General features: G+C 33.8%; 14 protein-coding genes. 10 read left to right on the top strand and 4 right to left on the bottom strand.

The window, feature by feature from the left end; translation table 11 throughout:
- Nucleotides 1-151 precede the first annotated feature (151 nt).
- The 4 genes from CELAL_RS04320 to CELAL_RS04305 are packed head-to-tail and all read left to right on the top strand — an operon-like array spanning nt 152 to nt 6,053.
- On the top strand, nt 152-1,282 hold the full coding sequence (locus tag CELAL_RS04320) for an efflux RND transporter periplasmic adaptor subunit (RefSeq protein WP_013549690.1): 1,131 nt from the start codon (nt 152-154) through the stop codon (nt 1,280-1,282).
- The gene (locus CELAL_RS04315; RefSeq protein ID WP_013549689.1) at nt 1,282-4,485 is read left to right on the top strand and encodes an efflux RND transporter permease subunit; all 3,204 of its coding nucleotides are present in this window, start codon (nt 1,282-1,284) and stop codon (nt 4,483-4,485) included. Before CELAL_RS04320 ends, CELAL_RS04315 begins: the two co-directional genes overlap by 1 nt.
- Nucleotides 4,486-4,505: 20 nt before the next feature.
- On the top strand, nt 4,506-5,867 hold the full coding sequence (locus CELAL_RS04310) for a TolC family protein (protein ID WP_013549688.1): 1,362 nt from the start codon (nt 4,506-4,508) through the stop codon (nt 5,865-5,867).
- A 3-nt stretch (nt 5,868-5,870) separates the two neighbouring features.
- Entirely contained in the window at nt 5,871-6,053 is a 183-nt protein-coding gene (locus CELAL_RS04305) for a CPXCG motif-containing cysteine-rich protein (protein WP_013549687.1), read from the top strand.
- Between the two features lie 4 nt (nt 6,054-6,057).
- On the opposite strand, the gene CELAL_RS04300 is transcribed toward CELAL_RS04305, so the two are convergent.
- Nucleotides 6,058-6,687: an SDR family oxidoreductase gene (locus CELAL_RS04300; protein WP_013549686.1), complete on the bottom strand. Its 630-nt coding sequence runs from the start codon at nt 6,685-6,687 to the stop codon at nt 6,058-6,060.
- Between the two features lie 99 nt (nt 6,688-6,786).
- Nucleotides 6,787-7,008 carry a hypothetical protein gene (locus CELAL_RS04295; RefSeq protein ID WP_013549685.1) on the bottom strand — a complete coding sequence of 74 codons (222 nt, stop codon included), beginning with the start codon at nt 7,006-7,008 and terminating at the stop codon, nt 6,787-6,789.
- Between the two features lie 291 nt (nt 7,009-7,299).
- On the opposite strand from CELAL_RS04295, the gene CELAL_RS22310 reads away from it, so the two are divergent.
- Nucleotides 7,300-7,443 (top strand): hypothetical protein, encoded by a 144-nt coding sequence (locus CELAL_RS22310; RefSeq protein ID WP_013549684.1) that lies wholly within the window; start codon nt 7,300-7,302, stop codon nt 7,441-7,443.
- Nucleotides 7,444-7,506: 63 nt separating this feature from the next.
- On the opposite strand, the gene CELAL_RS04290 is transcribed toward CELAL_RS22310, so the two are convergent.
- Nucleotides 7,507-7,896: a DUF983 domain-containing protein gene (locus CELAL_RS04290; RefSeq protein WP_013549683.1), complete on the bottom strand. Its 390-nt coding sequence runs from the start codon at nt 7,894-7,896 to the stop codon at nt 7,507-7,509.
- Nucleotides 7,897-8,047: 151 nt separating this feature from the next.
- Here CELAL_RS04290 and CELAL_RS04285 point away from each other — a divergent pair, with 151 nt between their 5' ends.
- Nucleotides 8,048-8,923, top strand: coding sequence for an AraC family transcriptional regulator (locus CELAL_RS04285; protein WP_013549682.1), 876 nt, complete (start codon nt 8,048-8,050; stop codon nt 8,921-8,923).
- A 22-nt stretch (nt 8,924-8,945) separates the two neighbouring features.
- Here CELAL_RS04285 and CELAL_RS04280 read toward each other — a convergent pair whose 3' ends face one another.
- Entirely contained in the window at nt 8,946-11,066 is a 2,121-nt protein-coding gene (locus CELAL_RS04280) for a thioredoxin domain-containing protein (protein ID WP_013549681.1), read from the bottom strand.
- 253 nt (nt 11,067-11,319) lie between these two features.
- Here CELAL_RS04280 and CELAL_RS04275 point away from each other — a divergent pair, with 253 nt between their 5' ends.
- The 4 genes from CELAL_RS04275 (at nt 11,320) to CELAL_RS04260 (ending at nt 22,744) form a co-directional block, all read left to right on the top strand.
- Nucleotides 11,320-13,779, top strand: a complete 2,460-nt coding sequence (locus tag CELAL_RS04275; protein WP_013549680.1) for a DUF5060 domain-containing protein — start codon at nt 11,320-11,322, stop codon at nt 13,777-13,779.
- Complete coding sequence (locus CELAL_RS04270; protein ID WP_013549679.1) at nt 13,772-17,938, top strand: two-component regulator propeller domain-containing protein; 4,167 nt, start codon at nt 13,772-13,774, stop codon at nt 17,936-17,938. Before CELAL_RS04275 ends, CELAL_RS04270 begins: the two co-directional genes overlap by 8 nt.
- Nucleotides 17,939-18,271: 333 nt before the next feature.
- Complete coding sequence (locus CELAL_RS04265; protein ID WP_013549678.1) at nt 18,272-21,247, top strand: SusC/RagA family TonB-linked outer membrane protein; 2,976 nt, start codon at nt 18,272-18,274, stop codon at nt 21,245-21,247.
- A 12-nt stretch (nt 21,248-21,259) separates the two neighbouring features.
- The gene (locus CELAL_RS04260; protein WP_013549677.1) at nt 21,260-22,744 is read left to right on the top strand and encodes a RagB/SusD family nutrient uptake outer membrane protein; all 1,485 of its coding nucleotides are present in this window, start codon (nt 21,260-21,262) and stop codon (nt 22,742-22,744) included.
- The last annotated feature ends 82 nt before the right edge of the window (nt 22,745-22,826 follow it).

Raw genomic sequence — 22,826 nt, 5'->3', positions numbered from 1 at the left:
ATTATTTTAAAGGGGTGCTATTTATAGTGCCCTTTTTTTTGATATGAAAACAAAAGGCTGTTGAGGTTTTTTTAAGAAATGTTTAACTAAACGAAATTAAACTATTGAATAGTTTTGTAGTCTAACCCCATTCCAAGCTACCAATTTAATTATGAGAAAAATAGTACTATCTATTATAGGCATTGTCCTAATTGCACTTTCTGTTTTCGCAGCCATAACATTAATAAACAATAAAAATGAAAAAAAACCTAAACCAGAAAAAGTAATAAAAACTGTTTTTGCTTCAAAGGTTATCAATGGTACAATTCCAATTGTAATTTCTGCGCATGGTAATGTTGTTGCTAAAAGGCGTGTAGAGCTTTATGCCGAGGTACAAGGAGTTTTTAAAAAAGGCAGCAAACTTTTTAAAACAGGTGAGAGTTATAACAGAGGAGAGGCAATCATACGTATTGATGCTGCAGAATATAGCGCTACAGTTCAATCAGCAAAAAGTAACTTATATAATCTTTTAACGTCTATAATGCCAGACTTAAGGTTAGACTATCCTGAAATATATAGTAAATGGCAAGCATATTTGAGTGCGTTTGACATGAACAAAACTATAGCGGTATTACCAGAAATGACCACTGATAAAGAAAAATACTTTATTACAGGTAGAGGAATCTTGACTAGCTATTATGATGTTAAAACTCTTGAGCAACGTTTGGCCAAATACAGAATATCAGCTCCTTTCAACGGTATTTTAACGGAGGCTTTGGTTAATGAGGGCACGCTCGTGAGAACTGGTCAAAAATTGGGGGAGTTTATTAATACGGATGTGTATGAGCTTGAAGTGTCCATACCAAAAACATATAGCGATTTATTACAAATTGGTGAAACGGTACATTTAATAAATCTTGATAAGACAAATGAGTATAGCGGAATTGTCACTAGAATAAATGGGAATGTTGATCAGGCATCTCAAACAATAAAAGCTTTTATAGAGATAAAAAATAAAGGATTAAAAGAAGGAATGTATTTAGAGGCAAAACTAAATGCTAAGAAAGAAGAAAATGCAATAGAAGTAGCTAGAGGTTTACTTTTAGAAAATGATCAAATTTTCGTAATTCATGACAGTGTATTAGATGTTATAGATGTAACTCCAATATATTTTTCAGATAAAACTGTAGTTTTAAAAAACGTTCCTGATGGCGAAACCATTGTTTCAAAACCTGTTGTAGGTGCTTACGCAGGAATGTTAGTTAAGAAATTAATGGATAACAAAGTTAAAGCAGGGAACTAATGAAAAAGATTATAACATATTTCATTAAATACCATGTAGCTGTCTCCGTTTTTCTTTTAGCCATTACGGTATTTGGTATTGTGGGGGTAATGTCTCTAAAGTCGTCATTCTTTCCATTAGTAGATTCTAGTGTAATATCTATAACTATTGCCTATCCAGGTGCATCTCCTCAAGAAATTGAAGAAGGGATTGTCTTAAAAATTGAAGACAATTTAAAGGGACTAGAAGGAGTAGATAGAGTTACGTCTAAATCTAGTGAGAATAGTGGTTCTATAAGTGTTGAGATTGAAAAAGGGGAGAATATTGATTTTATGCTTTTAGAAGTAAAAAATGCGGTAGATAGAGTTCCTTCTTTTCCAACAGGCATGGAGCCTTTGGTGGTTGCCAAAAATGAAAATATTAGAGAAACTATTAGTTTTGCAATTAGTGGGGAAAATATTCCACTCGTTACATTAAAGCAGATAGGAAGGCAAATTGAAAATGATATAAGAGCTATAGATGGAATCTCTCAGATAGAAATTTCTGGTTTCCCTAATGAGGAAATAGAAATAGCAGTAAATGAAAATAGTTTATTAGCGTATAGCATTTCATTTAGTGATGTATCAGCAGCAGTTTCTAATGCAAATATTTTAGTCACAGGGGGGAATATTAAAACCGATACTGAAGAATTTTTAATTAGAGCCAATAACCGATCTTATTATGGGGATGAAATAACTAATTTGATAATTAAAGCGAGCCCTTCTGGACAGATCATTAGACTAAAAGATGTTGCGATTATTAGAGATCGTTTTGAAGAATCGCCTAATGCCTCTTACTATAACGGCAACTTATCCGTATCTGTGGCGATCACGAATACAAATTCTGAAGATTTAACGACATCTGCAGAAAGGGTGAATGAATATGTTGAAGATTTTAATCAGAAATATAATAATGTCCATTTAGATGTTATTCGGGATCAATCAATAACTCTAAATCAGCGTACGCAACTTCTAATTACTAATGCTTGGCAAGGAATGTTGTTAGTTCTTATTTTCTTATCCTTATTTTTAAATACACGTTTGGCATTTTGGGTAGCTTTTGGTCTCCCTATTTCTTTTTTAGGGATGTTTATTTTTGCAGGATATTTTGACGTTACTATAAATATTCTTTCCCTTTTCGGGATGATTATTGTAATTGGTATTTTGGTTGATGATGGAATTGTAATTGCAGAAAATATATACCAACATTATGAAAAAGGAAAATCGCCAATACAAGCTGCTATTGATGGAACATTAGAAGTAGTACCACCTATTGTATCTGCAATTATAACAACAATGCTGGCTTTTTCAATGTTTTTGTTTTTAGATGGTAGAATAGGAGATGTCTTTAGTGAAGTCTCCGTAATTGTACTGTTAACATTGGTAATCTCTTTAGTAGAAGCTTTAATTATTTTGCCTGCCCATTTAGCACATTCCAAAGCATTGCAAACTATTGAAGATAAGCCTAAGACTAAGTTAGGCCAGGCTTTTGCTAAACTACGCGTAATTAACCAAGCAGGAGATCGCTTTATGAATTGGATGCGAGATGATTTTTATGCTCCAGTTTTAAAATTCACTTTAAAATATAAGATACTTAGTTTTTCATTTTTTGCTATTGCTTTATCATTGACAATCGGTTCTGTAGGAGCAGGAATAATTAGAACTGCTTTTTTTCCAAATGTAGCTAGTGACCGTGTTTCAGTAAGTTTAGAAATGCCTAATGGAACTAATGCTATTATTACAGATTCTATTATAACACTTATAGAAAGTAAGGCGAAAATTGTGAATGAAGAATTTACAGAAAAGTATTTAAAAGGAACTGATAAAGTTTTGTTTGATAATTTAATTAAAAGAGTAGGCCCAGGAACATCAACCGCTTCATTAGCTATTAATCTTTTGCCTGGAGAAGAAAGACCAGACGTTATAAGTTCTGAGCTAGTTACAAATAGGCTACAAGAACTTGTTGGCCCCGTAATAGGTGTAGAGAGCTTAATTTATGGTTCAGGAGGTAATTTTGGAGGTAATCCTATTGCTGTTTCTTTATTAAGTAATAATATTAATGAATTAAAAGAGGCTAAAAAAGAACTAAAAGCAGCTTTAGCTAATAATGCACTTTTAAAAGATGTTGCGGATAATGACCCCGCAGGTATTAAAGAAATAAAGCTAGAGTTAAAAGAAAATGCCTATTTGTTAGGCTTAGACTTGCAAACTGTAATGACGCAGATTAGATCAGGGTTCTTTGGCGTGCAAGCACAACGTTTTCAGCGTGGAGAAGATGAGATTAGGGTTTGGGTGCGTTATGACAAAGAAAACAGATCTTCTATTACAGATTTAGATGAAATGAGAATTAATACACCAGACGGTAGCAGAGTGCCATTAAAAGAGATTGCAAGCTATACTATTGAACGTGGTGATGTGGCTATAAACCATTTAGAAGGGCAGCGAGAAATACAGGTTACTGCAGATCTTAAGAATAGTAAAGAAACAAGTGCTACTGATGTAATGTTAGACATTCAGAATAATATTATGCCTGATATTCAGTCTAAATATTCGTCCGTATCTGCTTCTTATGAAGGACAAAATAGGGAAGCCAAAAAGTTTTCAGATTCATTGCGCTTAGTTGGGTTAACCGTATTGGCTTTAATATATATAACAATAGCATTTACGTTCCGTAGTTTTAGTCAGCCATTAATGTTGTTACTATTAATTCCATTTTGTTTGCCAGCAGTTTCATGGGGACATTGGATACATGGTTTTCCGGTAAACATACTTTCTTTATTAGGTATTATTGCCTTAATTGGTATTATGGTGAACGATGGATTGGTTTTAATAGGAAAATTTAATACGAACTTAAAAGAAGGGATGAAGTTTGATGATGCGATCTTTGAGGCAGGGAGATCACGTTTTAGAGCCATATTTTTAACTTCAATAACAACCATTGCAGGTTTAGCACCACTTCTTTTAGAAAAAAGCAGACAAGCACAGTTCTTAAAACCAATGGCAATTTCAATAGCCTATGGTATTGCTTTTGCTACTATATTAACATTGCTAATGTTACCATTATTTTTAGCCTTTAGTAATAAGCTAAAAGTAACTACAAAATGGTTAATTACAGGTGATGATATCACTAAGGAAGAAGTAGAAAGAGCTATCAAAGAACAAGAAGAGGAAAAACATTTAAAATAGTCAGTAAAGCATAATTAGTAATGAAGAAACTATATATTATATTATTTTTTGGCTTTTATGGCGGACTTTTTGCTCAAGATAACCTTTTGACTAAAGAAGCTGCAATTTCAATTGCTTTAGAAAATAATTTTGGAATTAAAATTGCGAAGAATCAAGTTGAAGTAGCAGATAATAATAGGAGTATTTTAAATTCGGGTTATTTGCCAAGCTTAACGGGTGTTGCAGGAGCAAATTATAACGAATTAAATAGTAATACGGGATATCCTGGACAGTTTGAAGCTGATGGAGTTACTTCTAGGGCAGATTTGGAAATAAATCATGCAGAATCGCAAACCTATAATGCAGGGTTAAACTTAAACTACACATTGTTTGATGGCTTGGGTAGGTTTTATACCTATAAACAGCTAAAAGAACAATATCAATTAACCGAATTACAGGCTAGAGAAACAATTGAAAATACTATAGTACAGCTGTTTAGTGTTTACTATCAGGTAGCACAGTTAACCGAAAATGCTAATGTTTTAAAACAGGCATTAGAAATATCAAAAGACCGCTATATAAGAGCTGAGTACTCTTTTGAATATGGGCAGAATACAAAGCTTGATATTTTAAATGCTCAAGTAGACGTAACAAATGATAGTATTTCATTTTTAAATGTGCAACAACAATTGGTAAATGCAAAACGAGACTTGAATGTAGTGCTTAATCAAGATCTAAATAAAGCATATCAAGTAGATACATTAGTGGTTTTTACCCCAAGTATAGAATTAACTGATCATATGGCATTAGCTAAGCAAAATAACGTTTCATTACTGCAAGCCGAAAAGAACCTAAAAATTAATGAGTATGATATCAAGGTTGGTAAGTCTGGTTATTTGCCAGCATTAGGTTTAACAGGTTCGTATGGTTGGAATTTAAATCAAAGCGCTGCTAGTTCATTTATTCCCGGGCAAGTAATACCGGGCAGTAATAGAGATAGTTATAATTTAGGATTAGGAGCAAGTTTAACATGGAATTTATTTGATGGAGGGAGTACCGCTGTGACCGTTAAAAATGCAAAAATCGCCTATAAGAATCAAGAAATAGTAAAACAACAGCTAGGAGTAGAGGTAGAAAGAGATATCCAAAATGCTAAAACTATTTATGAGAATTTATTAAAGATATATCAGATTCAAGAGCAGAATGTAATTACTAATGAAAATAATTTTGCACGCTCAAAAGAGCAGTTTCAAATGGGTAGAATAACGTCAATTGAATTTAGACAGGCTCAGATTAATTTGTTGAATGCAGAGACCAATAAAAATTTAGCAAAATATGATGCTAAACTATCCGAGTTGCAGTTGTTGCAATTAACAGGTCAGTTGTTAAATGTAAATCTATAGTATATGTATGAACACTTTTTTCAATGTCCGTATTGCTGGGAGGAGATTTCAATGCTGTTAGATACTTCTGTACGGCAACAAACCTATATTGAAGATTGTGAAGTATGTTGTAATCCAATAGAGCTCACACCTGAATTTCAGGAACATGAGCTCATAGGGTTTTCTGCCAATGATATAGAACAGTAGAGATTTATCCTACGGTATCTAAAGCTTGTCCAATTAAGGTTTCGCCTTCTAATATTTCAAATGTTTTATAGTTCGCTACATCGTCGTTTAATGCGCGAACTAGCGTTTGTGCCACATCATCTCTGCTGATGTTTCCTTCTTGAGATAAATGTTCTGAAAGTACTATTTTGCCAATACCTTTATTGTCTGTAAGGCTTCCTGGACGTACAATAGCAAAGTTAAGTCCACTATTTTTTAAATATACATCGGCATTATGCTTTGCTTGTAAATAATCTTTTAATTTTTCAGCTTTTTCCGGTTGATCAGCACCCATAGAGCTTAGCATCACAAATTTCTTTATGTTGTTTGCCTTAGAAGCGTCTACAAGTTTCTTAGCGCCCTCTTGATCTACTTCAACCACTTTTTTACCGCCAGATCCAGCAGCAAATATTACTTTATCAATGTTTTGGGTGCTATTGCTAATATCTTGTTCTAAATCTCCTAAAAGTACTTCAATATTTTTCGCTTTAAATTGTTCCATTTGAGATTCTTTACGAACCATTGCAATAGGATTAAAGTATTGTGATTGTTTTAGTAAGTCTACTATTTTTTTTCCTGTAGTACCATTGGCACCAGCTACTAATATATTTTCCATAACGTTATTTTAGAAGGTAAAATTACAGCGTATATAGAAAAGAGCTTGCCGCAAACAAATACATGTTTAATGCATTTAAGAGAATGTAAAACTTAAGAATTAAGCTAATTTAGCTTTGCTAGCTTTAGTTACAAAAGAAAGTTCTTTTTTGATCTTATGATTTTTGTCTAAGTAAATCCCTACGGTTGAAGTCTTGTAAGTGTTGAATGTTACTACAGTTTTAGTGATCGTAGTTGCTTTAACATCTTTTTTGTTGCTCGTATTAGCTTGTGCGCTTAATCCGATAAATACAAATAATAAAGCTGTTAAAATAGATTTCATGTCATTCGATTTGGAACTACAAGAACGTGATAATGTACGCTTTAGATAGCTATCTATCGGTTAAAGGGTCTTTTTTTCGGTCATTGACATAATGATAGATGAAGTGTATAATATGCTCGTTAACTGGTGTTTACATGAAAAACTCTTTATCGGGAGAATATGTCGTTTATCGGAATTTTTTGGCTTCGTTTACTGCTAAGAATTTTTTCTGTTTTTTTAAGGACTAAAAAAGCAACTATTGCGTTTATCTTGTATCTAGTAGAAAACTAAATAATAGTAAGAAGTAGAAAGATGAAGAATTTATTTAATTTATGTTTAGAAGTTATAGACGGCAACCCAATTGTATTTATAGTGTTGAGTGCTATAGTAGCATCGGGGCTATTGTATATAGAAATTAAAAATAACTACAGAAGAAGAGCGATTAATAAGCAATAATAACTAAAACGAGTATTTGCCACAAAGTATAGGGGTTCTAAACATTTTGTTTAGAACCTTTTTTTATGCATTAAGATTTGTCTGCTTCTGGTAATGCTTAAAAAAGTTAATCCAAATGTTTCTAGATAAACGTAATATTACAGGTAACATAAAGAGCATTATGACACATATGATATAGAATGTGGGTAGTATGTCTATTTTAAAAACTAAATAGGATAAAACAAATGCTATTGCAGCAAATCCAATTCCTATAGGATAGCTTACATACATGGCTCCGAAGAAAAATGAAGGTTCAATTTTATATTTGGTATTACAATGACTGCAACGCTCATTCATTTTTAAAGTATCCATTATTTTGAATGGATTGGCTTCTTTATACATGCTTTCTTGTTGGCAGACAGGGCAAGTGCCTGTAAAAATACTATATAGCTTTGTTCCTTTAAAAATATTCATAATTTCTGTAATTAAATAGATAATAAAAAAGACATTTATTTGTTTTGTGATTTAATAGCGGTTGTCTTTATATTATTCAACAAAATTAATATATTTATGAACACTTAAAAGTTAGTAATAACGCATATTTTAGCACAAAAAAGACATTTAATTGAAAAAGTACCCTGTATATAATATTCAGAATTTTAATCGGAATCTAGGACAACAAGAACTTTATATCAATACGTTTAGCAATCATTTGATAAATAATAGTTTTATAGAAAGCTCTCATGGTCACAATTTTTATTTGCTCGTACTTTTTACTAAAGGTTCAGGAGTTCATAAAATAGACTTCAATACATTCACGATTAGTCCGGGATGTATTTATACTATTCAGCCAGGTCAGGTACATAGTTGGAAATTGTCTAAAGATATCGATGGTTACATTATGTTTTATACTAAGGATATTTACAATCTTTATTTTGGTGCAAAAAGAGTGGAAGATTATCCGTTTTATCAGGCATCGACCAATATTTCGGAAGTATGCTTGAATGAAGCAGAATTAAGTGCCATTGAAGTTTATTTCAAGTTATTAGTTAAAGAGAATTTTGCGAATAACACAAGGAAATTAGATAAACTTCTGAATTTAATTGATATCATTCACATCGAAATTTCAAGAAAACAATTGCAAGAAAATAATGTAGAATTACATTCTTATAGTCAGAAAATGCAAGAATTTAATATTTTTCTAGATCGGTATTATGCGGTAGAAAAGTCTCCTGCATTCTATGCTTCTAAAATGAATATCACCTTAAAACATTTAAACAGAATTTGTAAGTATGTTTTGAATAAAACAGTAACAGCGCTCATTGCAGAAAAAGTTGTGATAGAAAGCAAGCGAATGTTAACATTTAGCGATAAACCAGTAGGAGAGATTGCTCAAGAACTAGGGTATGAAAATTACTCTTATTTTTCAAGACTTTTTAAAAAATACACAAAGACCGTTCCTTCAAAGTTTAGGGCTCGTTTAAAGCTAGATAATTGGTAATTGTATTTTTTTTGATATAGTATTAAAATCCAAAGTTTAAGTTGCCTTTCTCTAAGTTATATTCTATTTGTTGTAATGCTTCAGGTACAGAAGTGACCGGCAGTTTACAGCTGTTGTTGAGGCAGACATAGATATAATTTTTATCCTCTTCAAAGCGGTCTTTATAAATAGCAATAGTTGATGTTGTTTCAGTGCCAATAATTAAAGTGTTTGCTAAAAAACTTGAATTTAACTCTTGCGTCAAACGAGTAGCATTAGAACCCACCACGGCAATTTCATAATAGGTAGAAGAAAGATGTAAGGCTAGGGAGCTCCATTTAGTATACCCTTCAAGGTTTTCTTGTAAAAGTGGCGCCATTGTTTGTATCATTTTCTTTGCTTGCGCGCTATAGGCATCATGGTATAAAATGTGGCCCAATAAAAATAAGTTTTCGGCTACCGTAGCATTTGGGGAATCTAATACGCCATCATGTGTTGGAATTATTTTTGAAATTAAATTATCTTCTTCTTTAAAGCGATAAAACCCACTTTCTACATCATAAAATTTTTGGTGTGTTGTTTCATTTAGGCTTGTGGCTATGTTTAGATATTCAGGATTTAATGTAGCGCTATACAAGTTTATGTTGGCATTAGTCAGTGTAGCGTAATCTTCTAAAAAGCCGGCTGTTCTTTTTCCTCCTTTTTTATAGGAATGAATTAGCGCGTTATTCTTATAGCAATTTTCTAGAATAAAACTATTGATAGCTTTAGCTTTTTTTAAGAAAGAATCATCGTTGAATGTTTTATAGGCTTCTACATAGCCGTTGATTAAAAGTGAATTCCAAGAAGTGATAATCTTATCATCCTTGCTAGGGTATGTTCTTTTGTTACGTGCTTTTTTTAATGCTTTTTTCCAGTCGTTTTTTAATTGCTGTAATTTATCTGACGAAATACGATTAGAGATACAGAAAGTAGCATCAGATGCTGTATGTTGCAAGACATACCTGCCATTTTCTAAGGTGTTTTTTGGATTTAATTTATAATAGGCAGCAAACAAATCATACTCAGTTCCTAAAAGGGTATGTAGTTCATCTTTGCTCCAAGTGTAATATTTACCCTCTTCTCCATCGGTATCGGCATCTAAAGCAGCGTAATACCCGCCACCATCATGTAGCATATGCTCCGTTAGAAAAGCGTCTATACCGTAAACAATTTCTTTATATCGCGGTGTTTTGTAACGCTTATAGGCTTCTGCATATAGTGCCATAATCTGCGCATTGTCATACAGCATTTTTTCAAAATGAGGAATACTCCAATCAGGCACAGTACTGTACCTATAGAAGCCCCCATCAATATGGTCAACAATACCAGAACTAGCAATGGAATCTAAGGTTTTTTTTGCAAAATTATTGGCTTCTAGGTCGCTCTCAATAACCCCGTAATTCATTAAATAAATTAAGCTTGTAGGGAGCACAAATTTCTGGTCGGCAATAGTACCACCATACTGTGTATCCCACTTTAGTTTCCAAGTAGTAGTCGCTTTTATCAAACTATCTTTAGAAATTGCGTTTAATTTTTTTGATGAAGGAGCTAAATTAACTTCTTCTATACCTAATGCAACCTTATCGGCATACGCATTTAATTTTAGGCTATCGTTCTTATAAAGTTCATTAAACCGTTTTAGTACAGCATTCCATTCCTCTTTGGAGTGATAAGTACCTCCGTAAATAGGTTTACCATTGGGCAAGGTTATTACATTTAATGGCCAGCCTCCAGAACCATTCATTAACTGTACCGCAGTCATATACACTTTATCTACATCTGGCCGTTCTTCACGATCTACTTTTACATTGATAAAATTGGCATTCATAAATTCTGCCGTAGAAATATCTGTAAATGTTTCTTCTTCCATTTTATGGCACCAATGACAAGTAGAGTAACCAATACTCAAAACAACCAATTTATTTTCTTTCTTGGCAGCATTGTATATCGTATCTGTCCATGGTTGCCAATTTACAGGATTATGAGCATGTTGTAATAAATAAGGACTTGTTTCATGAACAAGAGTATTGGTGTAGGCAAAATCTTGAGATACTTTTTTGGAGCTTTCTTTACAAGAAATAAAAAGTAATAGTACGCAAAGTAATCCTAATGGGCCTTTCATAAATAGTCGTAAAATAAGATGTTTGATTCTTTGTACTGTAAGGCAAATTGTTGAAAAAAAATGCCGAATGTTATTAAGAATCATTCACTAAAATAGCAGTATTATTTCGAAATAAACACTCTTGGTGAGTAATTTTCGTAATTTGAGTGCTGATGCAACAAATGTTGCATTCATCGCTACATATATCTTAGTGCGTATTATGATTTAAAAATACATTTAAAGATAAACTAAAGCTAAAAAAATACAATACTCCATGAAGTTATATAATTGCGTATTTGTTTACTTTTTATTATGCGCTTTTGCCGTGCAAAGTCAGACTAACGAAGTTCAAATTTCTGGAAATTTAGAAAAATATAATAAAATTATACTAAGCTTTTCAGGAACAGAACTTTCAGAGAATGATGCGGAGAACCCTTTTTTAAATTACCGTTTAGACGTGACATTTAGAAATAAAGATCATGTATTGGTCGTTCCTGGTTATTATGCAGCAGATGGCAATGCAAGTGAAACAGGAGCTGCAGAAGGTAAGGCGTGGAATGTTATATTTAGACCTGATGCAGTAGGAACTTGGACCTATAAAGTATCTTTTAAAAAAGGTAAAAATATTGCTATTGCAAGCTCTGGAGCAGCCGGAACACCGATAGATTTTGACGGCCTTAATGGTTCTTTAGAAGTTCTTGATGTAAAAGATAAAACTAGCGAAGCGGCAAAAGGAAGATTACACTACACAGGAGAGCGGTATTTAAGATACACGGAAACAAAAAAGGCATTTTTAAAAGTAGGTGCAGGAAGTCCTGAAAATTTTTTGGGATATTCTGGGTTTGACCAAACACCAGCAACCCATGAATATGCACCGCATGCTAAAGATTGGAACAGTGGTGACCCTACATGGCAAAACGGAAAAGGTAAAAACATTATCGGAGCACTGAACTACCTTGCTTCAAAAGGAATGAATAGTGTTTTCTTTTTGACTATGAATGTGCAAGGAGATGGTAAAGACGTGTGGCCTTGGATAGACGAAAATGAGCGCTACCGTTTTGACTGTAGCAAATTAGACCAATGGGAAATTGTTTTTGATCATATGGATGAGAAAGGGCTAATGCTGCATATGGTTTTACAGGAAACAGAAAATGAATTACTATTAGATATCGGACAATTAGGAGTACAACGAAAGCTATACTTAAGAGAGATGATTGCGCGTTTTGGGCATCATTTAAAAGTAACGTGGAATTTAGGAGAAGAAAACGGATCTGTATATTGGTCACCTAAAGGACAAGATGATAAAGATCGTAGCGCCATGGCTGGATATTTAGCGGAAGTAGATCCGTATGGTAATTTTATAACCTTACATAGCCATTCAATACCTAAAGAGCAAGATGAAATATTAAATCCCTTATTGGGATACTCCTTTTTAGAAGGAAGTTCTGTACAAATTCATGATCCAAAATTAGCGCATGAGACTACCGTAAAATGGGTAGATAAATCTGCGGAGCATGGCAAACAATGGGTGGTAAGTATTGATGAAATTGGGCCTGCAGATCACGGTGCGTTACCCGATGCTGAAGATCCTGCGCATGATGACATCAGAAATCATGTACTGTGGGGTAACCTGATGGCGGGTGGTGCCGGTGTAGAATGGTATTTTGGGTATAAACATGCGCATATGGATCTCAATTGTGAAGATTGGAGGTCTAGAGAAAACCTATGGAATCAGTCTAAAATTGCCATAGATTTTTTCAATGAGCAGCTTCCGTTTGAAGCTATGAAAGCACAGGATACGCTTACGTCAAACTTGGAAGATTATGTCTTGGCTAAAGAAAATGAGCTGTATGCTATATACCTTCCAAAAAGTACAGCGGTAAAATTACGGCTGCCAGCCTCTGGAGATAGCTATAGCATTTTATGGTTTGATGCAAAAAACGGAGGTGCCTTAAAAAAAGGATCTAAATCAAAAATAAAAGCAGCAGGAGAAACCGCTATTGGAATGCCTCCGTCAGATTCAGGAGACTGGGTGGCTATCGTAAAAAACACAAAGAAAACTAAGAATGATGATTCATTAGCCTCGCTACCTTCAAAATTTTCAAACCTAGATGAGGTATCGGCATTTGAAGAGAACAAAGGCTTTTTAGAAGTAGAAGCAGAGCATTTTCACTATACCTCTAATCAGAATACAGCACGAGATTGGAAAGTAATTGCCTATGAGCAGAGTAATTTTATAGTAGATAAACAGGAACAGAAAGCATTAGAATCTGCATCTGGTAAAGCCTATATTAAAGCATATCCTGATACCCGGATTACGCATGATGATGAGTTGATTATTGGTGAGAATTTTTTCCCGGAATCAGGTACGGGAGGCATCGTTTCTTATAAGGTAAAAATTAATACTCCAGGAAAATATTTTATATGGGCCAGTACATTTTCTACCGGTACAGAAGATAATGGAGTGCATGTTGGTATTAATGGAATATGGCCAGAAAGTGGTGCTAGAATTCAATGGTGCGATGGTAAAAACCAATGGCAATGGTCTTCGGCTCAAAGGCAAGAAGACAATCATTGTGGTGTTCCTAATACTATATTTCTAGAATTTTCAAAACCAGGAGACTATGTGGTTTCCTTCGCTATGCGTGAAGACGGCTTTAAATTAGACCGATGGATTCTTACGAATAATGCTAATTTTACACCTCAAATAATCCCTGAATTACAGAATGAATAGAATACTCACTATTTGCACGGCAATCTTATGGTTTTGTACGTTTCAAAGTAAAGCTCAAGAAAAAAATGGGCAATTAAATTTTGTAAACATCAAACAAGGTCTATCTAAAGTAGCTGTTTCTGCAATTGCTCAAGATAAAAAAGGATATATCTGGATTGGTACTAATGGAGCTGGCCTGTATAAGTTTGACGGGGTGGAGTATACACCATACAAACATAAAATTAAAGATACCACGACCATCAATAGTAATCTTATACATTGCATGTATATAGATCATAAGAATAGGTTATGGGTGGGTACAGATGATGGTTTAAGTGTCTATGAAAAAGACTTAGATAGGTTCACAAGAATACCATTTCAATCTAAAAAAGATGCAGAACTAAACATCGCTGTTTTTACTTTATCTGGTGACGCTCAAGGCAATATTTATATTGGAAGCTTTGAAAATGGTTACTTTGGGTTAAAGAATGATGAAACAAGTATTAGAAGATTAGCTTCTGCAGATCCCATAGCAAAAAATGCGGTTAACATCAATAAATTAACGGTAGATCATAAGAACAATATCTATGCAGGTACTTCATTAGGTTTAAAAGAATTTGATGTTACTGCTCAAAAATTTGTTTCATCATATTTCAATACAAGTTCAGGACTTCATACGTTTGATGAACCGGTGCAGACGCTGCTAATAGATGCTAATCATCATATTTGGGTAGGAACTGTTTCTAACGGGTTGTATAAAATAGTTAAAGGCAATCCAACAACAGGAGTTTTAGATCAGATATTTCATTTTGGCATTACAGAAAAGCGTATTCTCGCAATATGCCAGTTGAAAGACAATTCTATTTTAGTAGGTACAGAAAATGACGGACTCCTTCAAATAAACCAAGATGGTACAACAAAGGCTCGGTATCTTTCAGACAAAAGCTATACGAATAGTATTAGTTCCAATTCTATCTGGTCGTTATTTTTAGATAAGAATAATCGGGTTTGGATGGGGTATTACAATAGTGGTATTGGAATATATGATGAACTCTATGATAAATTTAAGGGCTTAGAAAGTGTATCAAATAATAAAAATTCGCTAGAGGTAGGTTCCGTAACCGGAATTTTAGAAGATGAAGCTAAGCGCTTATGGATTACCATGGATGGCGGCGGAATTGATATTTTCAATCCAAAATCAAATACCTATACCCACCTTATCAAAAATGAAGGCGGGTATTCAAATTTGAGCTCTTCAGATATACAAACGGTTTTTAAGGATCGTAAAAATAATTTATGGTTTGGCACTTGGAATCATGGCCTATTTCTTTTGCCCAGCGGATCTAAAAAGTTTATAAATTATAATGCAGAAAATACTCCAGAAGCATTTGGTTCCAACAGTATTATGTCTTTTGCAGAAGATGCTAATGGGACTATTTGGATAGGTACTTTCTATAACGGAATTTTATCCTATAACCCAAATACAGAATCCTTTGTACATCATGATACACCAGAATTTACTGAGAAAAATTTGCATACTAGTGCTATTCGTAAAGTAATAGTAGACTCTAAGGATTTTATTTGGGTAGGTACGACTAAAGGATTATTTCGCATAAAAGAAGAGGGGAATTCAGGCTTTAAAATTGATAATATTTCAGAAAAGGCACCGGAACTTTACAGAAACAAATCTAGTGCCAACTACATTTTATCCTTATATGAAGCTAGTGATGGGAGTATTTGGATTGGAACAAGAGGTTCTGGTTTAGGAAATTACAACCCGCAGAAACAACGTTTTAATTTTTGTAATGAAACGTTTAATTTAAATGAGGAAAGCGTAGCCAGTATTACTTCTAGTGATGCTCAAACCTTATGGGTAAGTGGAAATACAGGCATTACTAAAATCGATTTAAAAAATAAAAAAGCCACAAATTACTCTGCAAATGATGGCTTGTTATCTAATAATTTTAATTTTAATGCTGTACTAAAGGCAAATGATGGGATGCTTTATTTTGGGAATTATAAAGGCTTAGATTTTTTTGATCCCAAAAATGTTAGCGTCAATGAAAGCCTTACGTCTATATATCTAACAGGGTTTAAACTTTTTAATAAAGATGTTATCCCGGGAGCTGCTCATTCACCTTTAGATGAAATTATATCGGAAACAGAGACTATAGAGCTCACACACAATCAATCTGTTTTTACCATAGAATACACCGGTATCAATTATACTAGGGCAGAGAAAAATACCTATGCGTATTACTTAGAGGGTTTTGAAGATACGTGGAACTATGTAGGGACTTTTAGAAGTGCAACCTATACCAATTTAGATCCAGGAAAATACACATTTAAACTAAAGGCTGCCAATAATGATGGTATTTGGAATGAAAATGCATTAACCTTAAAAGTGCATATTTTACCGCCTTGGTGGAAAACAAATTTGGCTACGGCAATCTACATTCTATTGCTAGCGCTAGGGATTTATTTACTGAATAAAATAACGCAGGAAAGAATAAAAGAGAAGCAATTTATTAAAAATGAACGCATCAAACGCATACAAGAGGATAGATTAAATGAAAAGAAACTTCAATTTTTTACAAATATTTCTCATGAATTTAGGACACCATTAACTTTAATTATTAATCCTTTAGAAGACATTATCCGGGATGAAACATTGAATTTACCAGATCGGGTAAAGGAGAAACATCACATTATTCATAAAAATACAGATAGGTTGTATAGGCTTATTAATGAATTGATGGATTTTAGAAAACTTGAACTTAATAAACTACGTGTTAAGGCAGGAGAACTAGATGTTGTAGAATTTACGAAAGAGGTTACTAGCTATTTTAAAGAAGAGGCGGCCAATAGAAATATACATTTAGCGGTAGATGCAGACGTTACAGAAATTCCTATTTGGGCAGATGCTAATATGCTCGAAAAAATTATCTTTAATATTCTTTCTAACGCTTTAAAAGTTACTCCAGATGGTGGTGCTATAAATATTGATATTTTATCTTCAGATAAATTAATAGCATTACCCTTGGCAGATAGTACCCAACCTATAGAAGCTATAGAAATTATCATTACAGATACGGGCATGGGGTTAGAGCAAGACCAAGTGCAACGTATTTTTGAGCGTTTTTATCAAGTAGAAAACTTAAATAAAACGTACTATGGCGGTACTGGAATTGGTTTAGAAGTGGTTCAGAATTTTATAGAATTACATAAGGGTAAAGTAGAGGTAGAGAGCGAAGTAGGCAAAGGAACTTCTTTTAAACTATTTTTCCCTAAAGGCAAAGCACATTTTGCAGCAGAAGATATTCTTAAAGAAGTAACTAAGTCTATAAGCTATAGAGAGCGTAATCCACTGCCTAAAACAGCAAAATCTACGGAAGATGGTACTTCTGAAGAGTATAAGAGTAAGCAACACACTTTGCTTGTGGTAGAAGATAATGCAGAGCTTAGAAACTATTTAAGAGATGAGTTTAAGCAACAATACAAAGTGTTGGTGGCAAAAGATGGGCAAGAAGGCTTGCAAATGGCGAAAGAATTCTTGCCAGATGTGATCTTAACCGATGTCATCATGCCAGAAATGGATGGTTTTACCTTTTGTAAAAATATTAAAGAAGATTTAAGGACTAGCCATATTCCGCTTTTAATGCTTACAGCCAAGGCTAAAATTGATGATCGTATAGAGGGTATAGGATTAGGTGCAGATGCCTATATGGTAAAACCTTTTGATATGCGTTTATTGAGTCTTCGATTAAAGCAATTAATTACCAGTAGGCAATTAATCTTTGACAAGTATTTTGGGTCTATAAGTGGTGCAGATGAAAATGCAAATGCCTCATCATTGGATAAAGATTTTATACATAAAGTCTTAAACTATATCAATGAGAATATGAGTGATTCAGATTTAAGCGTAGAGGTATTAGCCTCTCAGTTACATTTGAGTAGAAGTCAGCTATACCGAAAAATAAAAACACTTACGGGTCAAACCGTAAATGAGTTTCTTAGAAAAATAAGATTGCAACGCGCTAAGCAAATTATTGAAACAGAAAGCGATGTAAATATTAGTGAGGTTTGTTATAAAGTAGGATTCTCTTCACCGTCTTACTTTACAAAATGTTTTAAAGCCCACTTTGGAGTTCTTCCCACAGAGATAGAGAAAAATAAATAGGCAATATGCCTTTAATTAAGTAGAAACAAATGGTGCATTTGTAACATTTGATGCGCGCATTGCATCAAATGTTGCGTTTGCCCCCATCAAAGCATGCCTTGCAACAATCTTAGTACAAGATGCTTAATGGCTGATATTTAATGTTGAATTGAGCAGATATATTTGTTACTAGCACAGTTCAAATGAAATTAAATCCTAGAAATCCTAAAATTAAACTAATGATAGAGGTTGCATTAATCGCATGCATTCTAATTCTGCTGGTTTTGATTTTTAATTAGGAGTCTTTTGAACTAAACTCAACTCAAAAAATTAAATAACTAAAACTAACTCTTTATGATGAAGAAATTCAAATTTGCGGCATTCGCGTTCTTTTTGATGTGTTCGCAATTTATTCTCGCCCAAAATTCAGTAAGTGGTGTTGTTTCTGATAATACTGGAACGCCATTACCTGGTGTATCTATTATTGTTCAAGGAACAACACGAGGAACCACTGCCGATTTTGATGGACAATACAGTATTGATAATGTAACGCCAACGGACGAGCTTATATTTTCATACATAGGTATGACAAGACAAATTATTAGCATTGGTAGCGCCACTACCTTAAATGTTACCTTATTAGAATCATCAGAAGCCTTAGATGAGGTGGTTGTTGTTGCTTATGGTAAACAGAGTAGAAGAACAGTTACTGGTGCTATTGCAACAGTAGATGCAGATGAAATTGCTTCATTACCAGTAGCAAATGCAGAGCAAGCTTTACAAGGTAGAGCTGCTGGTGTATCTGTTGTTAATTCAGGTCCTCCGGGGTCTAGTCCTCAAGTTTTGATTAGAGGTTTAGGTACTTTTGGTAACAATAGCCCTTTATATGTTATTGATGGAGTAATTGTAGGAAATCTTTCTGGAATTAGCCCTTCAGATATAGAAAACGTGTCTATACTAAAAGATGCTTCTACTACGGCATTGTATGGAGCAAGAGGTTCTAATGGTGTAGTTTTAGTAACTACCAAGAGTGGTAAAAAGGGTAAAGGAATATTAAACTTCTCTACATACTCAGGTGCTCAGGTAGTGTCTAATAGGTATGATCTTATGAACACTACTCAGTATTTACAATTCGCAGCAAATAACAACGTCTTCCCAGATAGACCTGCAGAATTATTTCAAAACAATACAGATTGGCAAGATGCAATATTTAAAGTAGGGTTTATACAAGATTATAAATTAGATTATTCTAAAGGAACAGAAAATACCACGCAATTTTTTTCAGCAGAATATTTAAAACAAGAAGGTACAATTATTAATACCGGTTTCGATCGTTATTCTTTTAGAGCGAACAGTTCCTTTACTTCAGGAAAGTTAAAGTTTGGACAAACAATGTCTGTATCTTTAAGCAAGTCTAGAGGAGAACAAAGTGGTGGTGGTAGAACATTAATAACGCATGCTGTAAACTCGGTGCCATTTTTACCAGTATTTAACCCTAATAATCGCGGTGGTTTTCAAGGCCCGGATAATGTTGGTGATAGCCAAAATGCAGAGAATCCTGTTCGTATTCAAACACTTCCAACATTTAGTAACAACAACTTTAGTCTTATTGGTAGTTTGTATGGGGAATATGACATTATAGAAGGTCTTAAGTTTAGAACTCAAATAGGGCTAGATTATTTTACTGGCAGAAATAGTACTTTTATACCTATTTTTTCTGATGATCCTAGTAATACACATGCACAAGACTATGCTTCTTATAATGCAGGTGTTTCTTTCGGTCAAGGATTAGTTTTTACAAACAGCTTAAACTACCAAAAAACATTTGCAGAAAAGCATAATCTTGAATTTTTAGCTTTAGCTGAAAAAACAGAAAACATTGATTCAGGTTTTGGTGGTAGTGCAAGAAACCTTGTTACTGATGAATTACAGCAGTTTGGACCAGATTCTCAAACTATTGCAAGTGATAATAGCAAAACAACTAGATTAGGTTATTTAGCACGATTAAATTATAATTATGATACTAAATATATTTTCTCTGCTTCTGTAAGAACAGATGCTTCGTCTAGATTTGGTGATAACAATCGTTGGGGTACTTTCCCCGCAGTATCTTTGGGATGGGTAATTTCTGAAGAAGATTTTTTTGGAGATGATAGTAGTGTAAATAATTTAAAATTAAGATCTAGTTACGGTATAACTGGTAACGATGCTATTGGAGATTACCAATACGCTGCTACTCTTGTTGGTGGTTTTGAATACCCTGTAGGAGGTTCTATTGCTCCAGGTTTTACCGAAAATGGAGGTTCAAACCCAGATTTAAAATGGGAGGAAATTACCACATTAAATTTAGGTCTTGATGTAGGTTTCTTAAATAATAAATTTACGGCTAGTTTAGAATATTTTAAAAACAGAAGTGATGATTTATTAGTGAGTTTGCCAACGCCATTATCTTCTGGTTCTCATGCTGGTAACATTACATCAAATGTTGGTTCTGTAGAAACAAAAGGTTTTGAAGCTATTTTAGGGTATAATGATAATGAAGGTGATTTTACTTGGTCTGCTAATTTTAATATTGGTTCTAGTTCTAATGAAGTTATAGTTTTAGGAGTAGATGAAATTCCTAGAAATCGACTGCAAGATGCTGCGGTTAACGTTACAAACATTCAAGTAGGGGAATCTATAGACCATTTTTATGGCTATGTTAGTGATGGTATTTATCAAACTCAAGCAGAAGTAGATGCTGTTTTTTCTGGAAACCTTGGACAAACAGATGTCCAACCTGGAGATATAAGATATAAAGATATAAATGGCGATGGAAATATTACTGCTGATGATAGAGTTGTTTTAGCAGACCCATTACCAGATTTTACGTATGGTTTAAATTTAAGTGCTAATTACAAGAATTTTGATGCTAGTTTGTTTGTTACGGGTGTACAAGGAGTTGATGTATATAATACTATTAGATATGATTTAGAAGGCGGTGCTCGTAGAGTATTTAATGGAAGTCCTGCTTTATTAAATAGTTGGACCCCGGGTAATTCAACGACTACAACACCAAGGTTTGGTGGGTCGACAGAAAACTTTGCGGTTTCAGATAGATTTATTGAGGACGGTTCTTATGCTAGGTTAAAAAATATTAGTTTGGGGTATACTTTAAATAGTGAAGTATTAAACGGTTACCTTTCTAAGCTTAGGCTGTATGCAAGTGCACAAAACTTATTTACTATAACGGATTATAATGGGTTAGATCCAGAATTAACATCTGGTGTAGATTATGGAAGATACCCACAACCAAAATCATTCTTATTCGGAGTTCAACTTTCATTTTAAAAAATTATAATCATGAAAAAATATAAAATTTTATTCCTATTTCTTTCAGGAGTTCTTGTCATAAATTCTTGTAATACAAATGATCTTGAACTATCAGATCCAAATCAAATAACCCCTGAAACTTACTTTTCAAACGAAACCCAAGTTCAGGCAGCTGTTAATGCAGCTTACGCTAACTTACAACCTGGTGCCTTATATGGTAGGTTAATGTGGTTTATGAATGATAATATGTCTCAAGAAGCTGTTAATGGTGGTGGTATGGAGCCAAATAAAGAAGTTTTTTTAAACTTTAGCTTTAACTCTACAAATGGTTTTATTAGAGACTATTGGGATGCTTGTTATAGAGGAATTAACAAGGCAAATTTTGTAATTGGTAATGCGCCAATTATTGATGCAATTCCTGAGACGGAATTAAGTAATGCAACTAAGCTTAAATTTTATGCAGAAGCTAGATTTCTACGAGCACAATACTATTGGTTGTTAGTTACTAAGTTTGGAAACATTCCATTATTAAAAAACGGAGATTTTACAGAGAGCTTAGGGAAGGAAATTAGCCCCAAAGCAGATGTTGTAGCACAAATCATAGAGGATTTAGAGTATGCTTCAATTTATTTATTGCCTAAAGCTTCTGAAGATACTGGTAGAGCTACAAAAGGTGCGGCTCAAGCCTTTTTAGGTAAAGTATTATTGTATGAAAAAAGATATGGAGATGCTTTAACTTCATTCGAAAAAATGTCAGGTTACGATTTAGAAGCGAATTTCTTAGATAACTTTTTAGAAGAAACAGAAAATGGTATAGAATCAGTTTGGGAAGTGCAATATGATTTAACTTTAGGAACTAGCAATAAATGGGGTAGTGATGGTACTGGTCAAAATCATGCTACTTTTAGAGGACAAGATTATGGAGCTCTAGATTGGTTTGGGTCTGCCCCTTCAGATGATTTAGTTAATTCTTTTGAAACTGGTGATGAGAGATTAAATGACACATTTTATTTTGCAGGTGATATTTATAATAACGGAACTAGCACCTTTAAGGCTGCAGACTTTCCAGTAGGGAGAGGTTGGAGAAAATACCAAAACTATTATAAGCAGCCAAGTGAAGTACAAGAATCTGGAATTAATGCGAAAGTAATTCGCTATGCAGATGTATTGTTAATGATGGCAGAATGTGCAAATGAAGTTAGAACTCAATCTGAGGCTATTGGTTTAATTAATAGAGTAAGAGCTAGAGCAGGGGCAACAGCAGGAGGAACGTTTGCACTGTTATCAACTACACTTTCAAAAGCACAGGTATTTGAAGCCATTGTTCAAGAAAGAAAGGTAGAATTAGCAGGAGAGCAAGTTCGTTTTGATGACCTTGTTCGTTGGGACAGAGCAGCAACTTTTTTAGCTGGGACTGGTTTTCAAGCAGGTAAAAACGAATTGTTTCCAATACCTGAAGGAGAAATTTCTTCTAACCCTAATGTTACAAGTGCCGACCAAAATCCTGGATATTAATAAAAATTAATAATTTGATTGATAAAAACGGCGTATTCTAACGAAGCGCCGTTTTTTTTATTTAAATACTAGACAGGTTTAT

It is taken from the genome of Cellulophaga algicola DSM 14237, from assembly GCF_000186265.1.
Taxonomy (GTDB): domain Bacteria; phylum Bacteroidota; class Bacteroidia; order Flavobacteriales; family Flavobacteriaceae; genus Cellulophaga; species Cellulophaga algicola.
This window is presented reverse-complemented; position numbering and strand designations above follow the sequence as displayed.